Raw genomic sequence first — 12,419 nt, 5'->3', positions numbered from 1 at the left:
TCGCAATGATGCCAGCGCGGGTTGAGTTGATTTGATTTAACTTGCTGGCGCTTCTTCTGCGGCTGAAACCTGGGCACGCAAGCGTTGACCGATGAACGCCACATCAGGCCAGGGCCATCACGCAATCATCAACTGCCCTTTGATCAGGTTTTCTTGCCCGCTTCCTCCAGAGCCTTTTCAGCGTTGAACCCGTCGAAGTTCTCGAACACGCCCATAAAGCCCGGCACGGTCACTTCTCGCGCCCAGTCGCGCTGCAGTTCGCAATACATCTGCACGCGGCTGATGAGCTTCGCGCCCGCCTGCTCCATTCTGCGTAGCGCCGCCTCGTGTGCGGCGAGCGATGTGCCGCCAACCGCGTCGACCGGCACATACACTTCATAGCCTTCCTGGATAGCGTCGAGCACCGGGAATGTCAGGCAGGCCTCGGTCCAGAGCGCCGTCATGATGAGTTTCCTACGCCCAAGTGCCTTGACCGCCTGTTTGAATTCCATGTCCTCCCAACTGTTGATCGAGGTGCGGTCATAGGTCGGCAGGTGGCCGAGTACCTCTTGCAGTTCCTGGATCGGCGGTTTGTTGCGACCGGTCGCTACATTGACGGTGGAATGGATGATCGGAAGGTTGTAGTTGACCGCCGCCCTGGCGACGCTGGTGATGTTGAAGACGAGTTCGTCACGCGGCATCGAGCGGATCGAGGAAACCTGAACAGGCTGATAATCGATGATGATCAACGCTGAGTTTTCCGGGGTCAGTAGTGGGTCGGTATGAGGGTTGCGCAGAGTCTCGCTTGCCATGGGCAAATCCTTTTTATGGGGGCACGTTGGTAAAAGGGCCTGAGCCCGTGCGGGTAATGGATTCCAGGACACGGGTAGAGGATGCTGTGCCTGGAAAATCCATTGTGCTGTTCCCATGTTCGACGCAGTAGTAGCATCGCGCGATGTGCTGTGTCGCATGATGGGGAACGCAAGCATGGATATCGAAGAACTACAGACCTTCGTGGAGGTGGCCGATGCCGGGGGCATTTCGCAGGCTGCAGTGCGTCTTGGCGTATCGAAGTCGATCGTCAGTCGTCGCCTGGCTCGGCTTGAAAGCGAACTGGGCGTGCAACTGCTGGCACGCTCCACTCGCGGGGCGGCACTCACTGAGTCCGGCGCGACATTCAGGGACTACGCCGCCAGAGTCTGCACCGAGATCGACATCGCCAAGGAAACGATCCTGCCTGCCGGTGCGCTTCGCGGCCGCCTGCGCGTGGCCGTCCCGCTGTCGTTTGGCCCGACTCATTTCGCACCGGTGCTGGCGGAAATGGCACGCCGTCACCCTCAGTTGCATATGCAGACTTGCTACAGCGATCGCTTCGTTGACCTCATCACCGAGGGCTACGATTGCGCCATTCGCGTGGGGTATCTGAAGGACTCCAACTTGATCGCAAGGCGTATTGGCCCGGTCTATACCAAGCTCGTCGCGAGCACGGATTACATCAAGGCGCACGGTGCCCCCGCGACGCCGGACGACCTGGTCGACCATCAGGCGCTTCTGCAAGGCACTGAAGCCTGGCAGTTCATGGACGGCGACAAGATCATCACGGTTCGTCCACAAGGACGCTTCAAGGCCGACAACGGCATCGCCCTTGTTGCCGCCGCGATCGCTGGCCTCGGCGTCGCCTACCTGCCTGACTGCCTCACCCATGAACACGTGGCATCCGGCGCACTGGTACCGATCATGACAAACCATCCACCACCACCGGCCGGGGCCTACATCCTCCGCCCGCCGGGTCCGCATCCCGCCCGGAAAATACGCGTGCTCACCGAACTGCTGATCGAGTTCTTCGGCGAATCTCCGCACCTGGCGGTGCAGCCGCTGTCACATCGGGAAGATGCGCCGCCGAATAGCTGAATCATGGTGGGCCGAGTAACCGAGCTGAAGGTTGGCACTGTTGGCTGAGCTGGCGTCGTGCGTGAATCAAGGTCCAGCGCTTTGTTTGTCCAAGCCAGGACAGGAGATGTGATGTGCTTCAACGTTCGCAACAGTCAATGGGCCGGACTGCGTTTTTTGCAGACACAACAGCGCTGATCGTGTTTTTCACAATCACCGGCATCATCAATGAACGTTTCATTGCCGGCATGGCCTGGGATCAGGTCCTTCATGCGCGCCTTCTGGGCGCAGTGCTGATGGTGCCGGTCGCGAGACCTTACGGCCTATGGCGGGATTGGGTGATGACGCGCGCCAGTCAGGGTCGGGTTTCCAGGTTGCTATGGGACAGCCTTGCCCTCGTCAGCTTCCAGGTGCCCATCTATGCAGCGATCATTGCCTTCAGTGGTGCATCGGGAAGTGGGCTGGTGCGCGGCACGCTCGGTGCGGCGTTGATGATGCTGGTTCTGGGCCGGCCTTATGGCGCGTTTCTCAATGGGGTGCGCAAGATGTTTGGATTGCCTCCGGGTGGAGACAAGCCGATGTCGCTGAACAGCTGAGCGACCGCTGCTGAGCGATTCTGTTGCAGTGGTCGGACGGACGTTCTTCGATATGTCTGGGCATGGACATCCTCCAGCTAACCCATTTCCCTGGCGAAATGCTTGGTCAGTTCGAGCAAGGTCGTTCGCAATTCAGGCGGACGCACGGGCTTGGACAGGATGGAGATATTCATATGGATCAATGTGCTGCGGATACGCTCGATTTCATGGCCGGTCATGATCATGGCCGGTACTTCCCAACCACGCTGTTCGCGAATCGCGGCGATACACTCGGCGCCTGAAATCCTAGGGCCCAGGTCGAAGTCGGCAATGATGATGTCGCATTCCGTGGTCACGTTCAGTCCATCGCTATGACTTTCTACCTCGCATCCCCATTTTTCCAGCAAGGCCGAGGTCGCCATCAGTACGTTGGAATCGTCTTCCACCAGGCAGACCCGCAGACCCTGCAGACGGCTTTGCGTGGGCGCTGGCCGTTGTGTCTCGGTGCCCGGCGCGACGCTTTCCAGGCGTTGGATAGTGGCGCGGGTGCCTTGGCCGAGTCGGGAGTCCAACTGGATATCCAGATTGAGCAACTGGCTGATGCGCTTGACGATGGACAAGCCCAACCCCAGGCCTTCGACATCCTTGTCGCGTGCGTGGCGCACCCGGTAAAACTCCTTGAATACGTCCGGCAGATGTTCAGCGGCGATGCCGCGTCCCTTGTCGTAGATGACAATGGCCAAGCCCTTGCCTCTGGGACGCACACCGATCAGGACCGGTTGGCCGGACGCGTATTTGAGCGTATTCGACACCAGGTTCTGCACCATGGTGGTCAACAGCCCCGCATTGACATTCACCCAGTGCTCGCAAGGACGCAGGCGCAGTTGAACCCCGGCCCAGCGCGCGGCCTCGGTGTTCTGTTTGACGACGTCCCGCAGCAGCGCGCCCAGGTTCACCGGCTCCGCTTGCGGCTCCAGCTTTCCGTTGTCGAGGGTGTAGATATCCAGGATCGAACGGAACAATTGAGAGACGGTATGCAGCGAGCGGTCGATGTTGTCCACCAGTCGCAGTTCTTCGCCGCCCAGATTCGCGTCACGCAGGCATGCGGTGAACAGGCCGATGGAGTGGATGGGCTGGCGCAGGTCGTGGCTGGCCTGGGCGAGAAAGCGTGATTTCTCCTGATTGGCGGCGATCGCCTCTTCCGATGCGATACGCGTGCGCTTGAGCAGAATGTGCGCATAGGCCGGCACGACGATGGTGGTCACGATCAGCATCAGGAACATGTAGGGCTGTGCGCGCCAGAAGGGGGTGAGCATGAAGATCATGACCAGCATGCTCAGCGCGATGAGTGTCGCGGCGGTCAAGTAGCGCGAGCCAAAGCGCATGCCATTGCCCAATGTGACCCAGAGCAACGCGGCATAAACCGGCAACGCGCCTTCTCCACCCACGATCATGGCGAAAGCGATGCCGGTATAGTCATGGGCCATGGCGAACAATCGGCGCCAGAAAAAGTGCCCTGGCCAGCGCTTGATCGCCATGCGCAGGGGGACTGCCACGCTGATGAAAAACGCCATGTACCACATGATCGGTACATAGGTGGCGAAGTCACTTGAAGGAAGGAGGGCCACCACAAAGATGTACAGCGAAGCACAGGTGCTGACCGTCAACCGCAACGTGGCCTGGTCCAGCTCACTGTTCTTTTCCGTCATGTTCATTGCGATTCTCCAGGGTAAGAAGTCGCTTAAAAGTTGAAACCTGGCGTTACAGTTTGCGTTACGATGCGCCGGACCTGAGGTGAGATGGACCTTGACATGACGCACAGAATCATAGTGGCAGATGACCATCCTCTGTTTCGCGAAGGTATGCTGAGAACCATAGAACGGCTTATGCCGACAGCGATAATAGAGCAGGCGGGCAATCTGGATGAAGTACTGGCGCTGGCGCGTGCGGGCGCAGAAGTTGATTCGTTGATTCTGGACCTGCGCTTTCCCGGTATCACGTCTATGCAGGTCATAGGCCAGCTGCGCAACGAGTTCAAGCGCACCTCGATCATTGTGGTGTCGATGGTCGATGACCTGGACATTATTTCCCAGGTCATCGCCCAAGGCGCTGATGGCTTTATCGGCAAAAACGTTGATCCGGCAGGCATTGCCGAAGCCATCCTGGCGATTCGGGAAGGGGAAGTCGTGGTGAAGTACAACCCCGAAAATCCCCTGCTGGACCCAAGCCTTGCCTCACTCACCGCCCGCCAGCGGCAAGTGCTCGGCCTGGTTGCGGCGGGCAAGACCAATAAGGAAATAGCCAAGCAACTGGGGATCTCCCCGTTCACCGTACGCATCCATGTTTCCACTCTGCTTAAATCCCTGGGTGTGCCCACCCGTGCGGCGGCGGCGGCTCAATTCAGTAACTTTCCCGGTGCCAGTGGGTGGCCGGGCAAGCTCGATACGTGAATCAAGACGGTGCAATGACCATTAGAGCGTGGGTTGGGGCACGGGGGTGTTACCGGGGATCAACTTGGCGCCTTTAGGCCTTTTTGGACAGTCGCCAGATGAATACCAGCGGGTCACCACGCCCTTTTCAATCATGAACCGCTGTTCGCAACGGGCGTAATCAGGCACATAACCCCATTCCATCGAATGGCTGCCGTTTGTAAGCCATACGTAGTCGTAGCCGATGATTTTCGAGTTGCCATCACTGAGGCCATGGCTGTTTTTTGGCGCCCCCCATGACGTCACCAATTCATCTTCGGATGCACCTACCCATGAAGCAGTAATGTCCGATGTCGTTTGATAACGCTGGTTCATGACCAGATTACTCAAGGGAGAACCCGCACACCCGGACAGCATCAGAATGGATAAGACGGTGATCCATGATTTCATATTTCGACTCCATTCATGCGGCTTCAATAATCGGGCATTACATCAACTGGCGAGTAATTTATTACATTAATTCAAGCCATTAATGTCCATCTGGCTATGCTAGACAAGTCCCTGTTGGCCGCCTATAGCACACTTGTACTATAGCGTCAGCTCACGCGCCCTCATAAGCTGTACACGCTCGAAAAAGTCTTAAAGGCTTTGAGCCCGAGCGCACACCGGAATGCACTTTAACTTCAGCGTTGAAGTGTTCCAGTGTGTTTGCCCGCGTGTGAATCCAAAGGCTCGATTAGTTGCACTACGTTGTGTCAACTTCACCGTGCACCCGGTCGAAATGGAATGGTATTAATCACAACTCAAGGTAAGTCTATGTGCTTGAAATATGGAAAACTACTTAGAATCGGATTCACGCTGTGCATACTGACCGCAGGCCTGGGAGGCTGTGCTAACACTGGGGATTTGATGAATTCCTTAAATCCTGGAGCACAAAAGTACGATGTTGCTTACCTGAAGAAAACCATCATCCCGGGAAAAACTACCAAGACTCAGGTGACGCAATTGTTCGGCGCTCCAGCCGAAGAGGAACTTGATTCAACGAGCAGAAGCAACGGGTCCAACTGGACCTATGATAAAAACCAGGAGGGCCTGGAAAAGTACATGACCCTGGCCCACAAATATGTCTCGACCGAGACAAGCCTGAAGATGTACGACGCCTCGTCGCAAGTGTCCAAGGCTCAAGGTGTCGCCAATGATGTCGGCAGTGTGACGGGCACGAAAAAAGCTCAAAGCCAGACCAAGGGAACGAGGTTGATAATTTACTTCGTGGATGACGTGGTGGATTACTACAGGCTTTACTGACACGTTCCACTTCTGATACGACACGCCGTGTCGTTTGATGCCTTAACACGCCAACCTACGCCTTATTGTTCTCAAGGGGGCGGCATCCAGCGATGCATCCCCCATGGTCCATGAGGTTGAACGCGTGGAAAAGAACAGCGAACTCAATCAGGCCACGTTACGCCTGACCGTCAGCGCCTGTGCGCTGCTGTACATCATCGTACTGAGCGGGCTGCGCCCCAGCGATACCGCAGCCTACACGCCCATCATCGTGTATATCTCGACATTCATCGTGGTGTCGATATTCCTGCGCATGGTGATCAAGCGCTGGCCAGGGCACTTTTTTTGGCGGCGCTTGCTCTCAATGCTTCATGACTACACCGGTATCGCTTTCGCCATGGTGCTGGGAGGCGAAGGTGCATTGCCTATCTATGCCGCGCTGCTCTGGGTAACCCTGGGTAATGGCATGCGTTTCGGCTCACACTATCTGGCCCTGGCAACCGTGATCGCGTTGTCTACCCTTATCGTTATTTTCTTGTTCAACCCCTTCTGGCGCGCACAGCCCTACATGTTCCTAATGCTGATCGTGACCACCATCGTCGTGCCGACCTATGCGCACATTCTGCTCAAACGCACGCGTATCGCGTCGGAAGAGGCAATCGCCGCCAATCAGGAGAAATCACGCTTTCTCGCCCAGGCCAGCCACGACCTGCGCCAGCCCATCCACTCCATCGGCCTGTTCACCGCGTGCCTGCGTGACGCGAATCTGGGCGGCGAAGAACTGCGCCTGGTGGACAACATCGACCGCTCGCTGCACACCGTCTCTCAGCTGTTCCGTTCGATCCTGGATATCTACACCCTCGACAACGGGAAGCTGGAGCCGCAAGCGGAACCGGTGAACCTGGGCGCACTGCTGCAGGAGGTCGTCAAACAGAACACCGAGGCCGCACGCTGGGCCGGGATTGAACTGCGCCTGCGCCCTTGCGAGCACTGGGTGAGTGTCAATGGGGGGCTGTTGACCACCATGGTGCAGAACCTGGTGTCCAATGCGATCAAGTACGCATCGGGAGAGCCCGTGCTGATCGGTGTCAGACGCCAGGCAAAGGGCTTGGCCGTGGTGGTCTACGATAAGGGCTGTGGTATCGCCGCCGAACATCTGCCGGACGTATTCAAGGAGTTCTACCGGGTGCGCCACGCACGCGACAAGGATGTCGAGGGCCTGGGGTTGGGCTTGTCCATCGTCAAGCGCATCAGCCAGTTGCTCAATGTCGATGTACATATTCGCTCCACGCCCGGGCGCGGCACCCAGGTGGCAATCAGCGGGTTGAAACACGCAGCCCCAAAGGTCGTCGCGCCTCGGATGAAAAGCGCCCATGAGCGCCTGAACGGACTCCGGATATGCCTGATTGAAGACGACGCCAATGTGTTGCTGGCCACCAAGGCCCTGCTGGAGAAATGGGGCTGCGTCGTCGAGACCCACAGTGATGCGGATACCCTGGCCAGCGATTGCGACATCATCATTGCCGACTTCGACCTGGGCACAAAGGTCTCGGGGGCTGAATGTATCGCGGCAATACGCGAGTTCCGGGGTCAAGAGATACCGGCATTGGTCATCACCGGGCATGAAATCGAGCGCATCCGTCAATCACTGCACGCATTCAATATCTCGGTACTGGCCAAACCCGTGCGACCGCCGGAACTGCGTAACGTGTTGCTTGAACAGGTCAAGTCAATGAAGTGTGAGTTACCCATAGATCCATTACGGGACTAGCAGGTGTAGCGCCCCGCGAAACGCGCGGCGGCTACTGCTCTATTGGGTACGTTCAAGGCACGTATCAGCGAAGACACGTGAATACGCACGGTATAGGGAGAGATTTCCAGTTCAGCGGCAATTTCCTTGTTGGTTTTACCTTGTGCGATCAAATGCCAGACTTCCCGCTGCCGCGACGTCAGTTTGCCCATCGCGTGATCACTTTCAAATGATGGCGATTCGGCCGGTTCGTATTTGACCACTACTTGGCCGTTACGAATATCGTTGATGGCGTTACGTACCTCTTCGGCTGAAATGTTCTTGCCAATAAAACCATTGGCGCCGGCCTCCATCACTCGGGTAATGACCACGCTGTCATCGACTGTCGAAACAACAACGACTGCAGTAGTGCCTCTTTCCTCGCACAGTTTTGCAAGCTCTTTCAAGGAGCAAAGCCCTGGCAAATATACTTCGATAAACAGCATGGCGACAGGTTGCCAGCGATTCAGGAGAGCCCAGACTTCCTCCAGGTTTCCTGCCTGTTTTATTTTTGCTCCAGGTATTAAGCACTCCAGTAGTCCTGTCATGCCCTCTCGATAAAGTGGGTGTTCGTCCGCCACCACAATTCGGCAACTCATATCAGCAAGCACAACCCGTCCAGATCAATGAAAACACGCTTTGATCATGTCCGACTCATACAACTTATGATATAGAACAGCTGAACTAGTACACCTGTACTAGTTACTAAAGGCCATTAAGCAATTAAGTACATTTTGCTCGATGCAATTGCGGCACAAACAGCGTGCTTGAACCCGTTGCCAGGAAGGGCAGTGCTATCCTCCTTCTCATCGCCTGGGCATAAAGCTACCTAGTTGGCTCGCGTCTCATATCGCATCTTGACCACTTCAACGAGCCGCTCCTGTCCTCCATTGGTTCCGGAGAGGCTGGCCGACCTGATTGATTGCCCACGGTAGGGCCCTTCGGCAGCAAACCAATTCTGCACCACGACCTTCTGGGTCGGTTGTTGACCGGACGTTGATCCAGTGGAAATTTCATTGGTGAAGCGACAGGTCTCGAACGTCCCGAGTGCTGTCTTGATCGTTTCGCGGCCGTGGTAGGTCAGCTTTTCTGATACCCCAAACTCAAGCGTGGTGCCGCCGCTGACGACCTGGTTCTTGTAACTGACGGTGACTGTCTGCCCGGGTTGTAAATCCAGCGGCGTGGTGGGAGGAGGGGTGTAAAGGGTCGTGGTCAACGAAGGCCCGGCACCGTGCCGATCACCATAGCGAATCAACTGGCCGTCCTTGATTTGCGCAAAGGTGGTCGTCAAATACACCGGCGAATTGCTTATGAACGTGGTGTGTAATGACGCCACCGGGTTGGCCCCGGCGAAGTCTTCAGGGCCCAGCGTTTCGGTTTTACTACGATTGGTTACCGCAGAGGTGTTGTCGCGACTTTCAGACTCCACAACGGTGCCGGCCTGGAAATCCGCTTCATTGGTACACGGTGCCGAGGAGGCCGTTGCACCAACCGCTGCCTCGGTCCAGGTAGCGCTGGTGGTTAACAGCGAGATCAAGGCCATCGCCAGCGCAGCGTTCATTTCAATTTTTCTGGTGGTTATAGGTTTCAAAAAAAAGCATCCCTGTTCAATATGATCGGCAGCGTCGAATAGCGTAGAAAAGACCTGTTAGAGCGCGAACAACTGTGATCCAGCGCTAACGCGCGATGCAATAGGGCAGCTGTGCTATTGAGTTATCTCGATAGCCCCGGTTTTATAAGCAGCCAACGACAGCAGCACCCTTTATCCGCTCGACCATCACCCTGGGTGCTAAGGATTTGCGGGAATAACATGACGTTAGTGAAAAAAACAGCAGCGACTACCCTGGTTTTAATCGTCACCCTGGGGCTGAGTGTTCAAGCCTCGTCATTCGAGCAGGGACCAGACAACACGGTATTCGATGCCGCGAGCCTTAAGGTGTCGAACGTGCCGTTGGGCGCCTTTCCCTACATCGCCCTTCCCGACGGATATGTCATCGCCACCGCGCCCGATGTCTCCGACTTTGATCAGGTACCCTTCTGGACCGGGGATCGCCTGGCAGTGGTAGAAGGCAAGGTCTGGTCAGCCCATATCGACGCCGCGCAGGGCAAGGCGTTCTCCGACCTGGAATTGCAACGCAACCTCGAGTCCGTCGTGTCCTCGTTGGGCGGCAGCAAGATCTTCGATGGCAGGATTCCGGAAGACCCAGGCCAGAAGATCAAAGAATGGCCGCGGGACTTCGCGCTCAAATACAACAGTGGCCTGGGGGACATTTGGAATAACGCCGCGCAGGTGTTTGTTATCCATCGCGCCGACCGCGATATCTGGATTCATTTGTGCAGCTACGCGTTCGGCGGCGGCCTGCTGATTGCCGAAACCAAACCGCTGCAAATAACGGCCAGCCTGTTGCCGGCCAGTGAACTGAAAGCGCAGATAGATAAAACCGGCAAGGTGGCATTGCACATCAACTTTGCGACTGACCAGACCCGCATCCTTCCGGGTTCACAGCCACAGATCGAACAAGTGTTGTTGTTACTCAAGCAAAATACGTCGTTGAAACTGGCCATTAACGGCTACACCGATCACACCGGTGATCCCGCGCACAACAAGACACTGTCATACGGCCGCGCCAAGGCCGTCGAGGCCGCCATCACCGCCAAGGGCATCGACGCAGCGAGGTTATCTGCGGCCGGATTTGGCGAGGCTGACCCGGTGGCCGACAACGCCACCGAGGCAGGCAAAGCTGAAAAACGCAGGGTCGAGCTGGTCAAGCAAGACTAAGCGAACGCTCAGGACCAGGGGCGGCCCGGGCCGTCAAGACGAGACCCGTGATGGCTTCCGGCCGATGGCGAGCCCCAAACTATCACTGATGAAACCGCCGCCCCAACGCATCCAACCGCACCGCAATCGGCGGCAACTGCTCGCTGCTCCTGGCCAACATCTCCACATCCTCCGCCGTGCTCTGCGCAATGCTCTGCACCGACTGCAAGCGCCCGACAATCGCCTGATTCGCCGAAGTCTGTTCGCGTGTGGTGGAGACAATCCGTCCATTCAGCGCATCGATCTGGGTAATGTCATTGCCCACCGCTCGCAGCATTTCCACTGCCAGCTGACTGTCCTCCACACACCGTTCCACGCCCTGGCGGCTGTCGTGCATGGCTTCCACGGCCTGGCGGCTGCCTTGCTGCAGGCCTTCGATGATGGTTTTGATTTCCTGGGTGGAGACGGCGGTGCGTTGCGCCAGGCTGCGCACTTCGTCGGCGACGACGGCGAAGCCGCGACCTTGTTCGCCGGCGCGGGCGGCTTCGATGGCGGCGTTGAGGGCGAGGAGGTTGGTCTGGTTGGCGATGCTGCTGATGACTTCCAGTACCGAGCCGATTTGTTCGGCCTGGACCGCCAGGCCTTGGACGGTGTGGTGGGTGCCTTCCAGGCGTGTGGCCAGTTGGGTGATTTCGTGTTGGGCGCGGCCGACGCTTTCCTGGCCACGCAGGATTTGTTGGCTGGCGACGCCCGCGTGTTCAGCCGCTTCTTCGACGTGCACCGTAATGTGGCCCATGGCGTCTTCCATGCGCTGCATGGAGTCGGTCATTTGCGCGATTTCGGCCAGTTGGTGGCGAGCGCCTTTTTCCAGGGTACCGCTGGCGTGGGCCAGTTCCTGGCCGAGTTGGCCGAGGCCGTGGGAGTCGCGGGCGACGCCGTCGATGAGGTGGGTGATTTGTTGCAGGAAATGGTCAAAGCGCTTGGCAAGGGAGACGTGCACCTTGCCTTCACCTTTGGCGCTGTCCACGGTGAATTGGGTGGTGACGGCGAGCATTTTTTCCAGCATTTCCTCGCTTTCCACCGCCTCGGCCTGGCTGTTCACCGCGAGGTAGAGCAGGGCGATGGTTTCCATCACGACGTAGAAGGCGTGGACAAACACCATGGTCCAACCGCCGTGATGCGCCATCACGAACACCGGGAAGCCTTGATGCTGCAACGCATGGAACACCACGTGGTGCACGGCAATCGTCAGGGCGGCCACCAGGATCGGCAGCCAGTCTCGATAGAACGTCAGCACCGCCAGCAGCGCGAAAATCCCGAAGTGTGCTTCGATCACACCCTGGGCCTGGTTGATGTGCAGCGCCGCCATGACCATCAAGCCCGCGCCCAATGCGCAACGCATCACCCGTGTGCCGCCGATGGCGCGGTAGAGCGCGGTGAGCACCGTGCTGGTACCGCCCCCGACGACAATCGCCTGGGTCAGGGTGTCGTGCCAGAACGCAAGCCCGACGGAGAACAGCGTCATCAGCCAGATCAATGCCAGCATGATACGGTCGGCCTTGCGGTAGTGCTCCAGGAAACGTGCGCGTGCGGGCATTCACTCTTACTCCATGTGGTCTGGCAAGGATCAAAGCATGCGGCGTGCCACTACGGCCCGCGGGTACAGAGCAAAGCCGGTATCAGGCACTTTGCAGGTGCAGGGAAGCAAAAAGCTT

The 12,419-nt window shown here is 57.5% G+C and carries 12 protein-coding genes; 6 read left to right on the top strand and 6 right to left on the bottom strand.

Translation table 11 applies throughout. From position 1 onward, the window contains the following. Positions 1 to 143: 143 nt before the first annotated feature. Positions 144 to 791, bottom strand: a complete 648-nt coding sequence (locus tag BB029_RS28190) for a hydrolase (RefSeq protein ID WP_065941713.1) — start codon at positions 789 to 791, stop codon at positions 144 to 146. A gap of 175 nt (positions 792 to 966) precedes the next feature. Between BB029_RS28190 and BB029_RS28185 the strand changes: the two genes are divergently transcribed. Next, entirely contained in the window at positions 967 to 1,890 is a 924-nt protein-coding gene (locus tag BB029_RS28185) for a LysR family transcriptional regulator (RefSeq protein WP_065941712.1), read from the top strand. A gap of 113 nt (positions 1,891 to 2,003) precedes the next feature. Next, entirely contained in the window at positions 2,004 to 2,465 is a 462-nt protein-coding gene (alaE, locus tag BB029_RS28180) for an L-alanine exporter AlaE (RefSeq protein WP_065941711.1), read from the top strand. A gap of 77 nt (positions 2,466 to 2,542) precedes the next feature. Here alaE and BB029_RS28175 read toward each other — a convergent pair whose 3' ends face one another. Continuing rightward, a complete protein-coding gene (locus BB029_RS28175; RefSeq protein WP_371914635.1) occupies positions 2,543 to 4,159 on the bottom strand; it encodes a hybrid sensor histidine kinase/response regulator in 1,617 nt (538 codons plus the stop codon). A gap of 96 nt (positions 4,160 to 4,255) precedes the next feature. On the opposite strand from BB029_RS28175, the gene BB029_RS28170 reads away from it, so the two are divergent. Beyond that, positions 4,256 to 4,894, top strand: a complete 639-nt coding sequence (locus BB029_RS28170; protein ID WP_065941780.1) for a response regulator transcription factor — start codon at positions 4,256 to 4,258, stop codon at positions 4,892 to 4,894. Between the two features lie 21 nt (positions 4,895 to 4,915). Here BB029_RS28170 and BB029_RS28165 read toward each other — a convergent pair whose 3' ends face one another. Then, positions 4,916 to 5,323 (bottom strand): hypothetical protein, encoded by a 408-nt coding sequence (locus tag BB029_RS28165; RefSeq protein ID WP_027608114.1) that lies wholly within the window; start codon positions 5,321 to 5,323, stop codon positions 4,916 to 4,918. A gap of 459 nt (positions 5,324 to 5,782) precedes the next feature. Here BB029_RS28165 and BB029_RS28160 point away from each other — a divergent pair, with 459 nt between their 5' ends. Then, the gene (locus BB029_RS28160) at positions 5,783 to 6,178 is read left to right on the top strand and encodes a hypothetical protein (RefSeq protein WP_027608113.1); all 396 of its coding nucleotides are present in this window, start codon (positions 5,783 to 5,785) and stop codon (positions 6,176 to 6,178) included. 103 nt (positions 6,179 to 6,281) lie between these two features. After that, the gene (locus tag BB029_RS28155; protein ID WP_065941710.1) at positions 6,282 to 7,928 is read left to right on the top strand and encodes a hybrid sensor histidine kinase/response regulator; all 1,647 of its coding nucleotides are present in this window, start codon (positions 6,282 to 6,284) and stop codon (positions 7,926 to 7,928) included. Here BB029_RS28155 and BB029_RS28150 read toward each other — a convergent pair. Both BB029_RS28150 and BB029_RS28145 read right to left on the bottom strand, forming a co-directional pair. Then, positions 7,925 to 8,545 carry a response regulator transcription factor gene (locus BB029_RS28150; RefSeq protein WP_027606758.1) on the bottom strand — a complete coding sequence of 207 codons (621 nt, stop codon included), beginning with the start codon at positions 8,543 to 8,545 and terminating at the stop codon, positions 7,925 to 7,927. The two genes, BB029_RS28155 and BB029_RS28150, sit on opposite strands and share 4 nt — an antisense overlap. A 230-nt stretch (positions 8,546 to 8,775) precedes the next feature. Then, complete coding sequence (locus BB029_RS28145) at positions 8,776 to 9,489, bottom strand: hypothetical protein (RefSeq protein ID WP_065941779.1); 714 nt, start codon at positions 9,487 to 9,489, stop codon at positions 8,776 to 8,778. Positions 9,490 to 9,756: 267 nt separating this feature from the next. Here BB029_RS28145 and BB029_RS28140 point away from each other — a divergent pair, with 267 nt between their 5' ends. Next, positions 9,757 to 10,725, top strand: coding sequence for an OmpA family protein (locus BB029_RS28140; RefSeq protein ID WP_065941709.1), 969 nt, complete (start codon positions 9,757 to 9,759; stop codon positions 10,723 to 10,725). 82 nt (positions 10,726 to 10,807) lie between these two features. On the opposite strand, the gene BB029_RS34075 is transcribed toward BB029_RS28140, so the two are convergent. Then, a complete protein-coding gene (locus tag BB029_RS34075) occupies positions 10,808 to 12,301 on the bottom strand; it encodes a methyl-accepting chemotaxis protein (protein WP_065941708.1) in 1,494 nt (497 codons plus the stop codon). Positions 12,302 to 12,419: the final 118 nt, after the last annotated feature.

It is taken from the genome of Pseudomonas sp. S3E12, assembly GCF_001702295.1.
Lineage (GTDB): Bacteria > Pseudomonadota > Gammaproteobacteria > Pseudomonadales > Pseudomonadaceae > Aquipseudomonas > Aquipseudomonas marginalis.
This window is presented reverse-complemented; position numbering and strand designations above follow the sequence as displayed.